Genomic DNA, 285 nt, shown 5'->3' with positions numbered 1-285 from the left:
CTCCGCCTCGCGGCTTCGCCTCCCTTTGTACCGCCCATTGTAGCACGTGTGTAGCCCAGGACATCAGGGGCATGATGATTTGACGTCATCCCCGCCTTCCTCCGACTTACGCCGGCAGTCACCTGTGAGTCCCCGCCTCAACGCGCTGGTAACACAGGTCAAGGGTTGCGCTCGTTGCGGGACTGAACCCAACATCTCACGACACGAGCTGACGACAACCATGCACCACCTGTCTCCTCTGCCCCGAAGGGAAGGTGCATCTCTGCACCGGTCAGAGGGATGTCA

The 285-nt window shown here is 60.7% G+C and carries 1 rRNA gene; it reads right to left on the bottom strand.

Features of this window, described 5'->3' with window-relative positions:
- Positions 1 to 285: ribosomal RNA gene (locus tag AC27E8_RS00230) — 16S ribosomal RNA — on the bottom strand; the annotation flags it as partial.

The organism is Alicyclobacillus sp. CIJ1, from assembly GCF_057538885.1.
The sequence above is the reverse complement of the archived record's forward strand: the minus strand, read 5'-3'. Positions and strand labels throughout refer to the sequence as shown.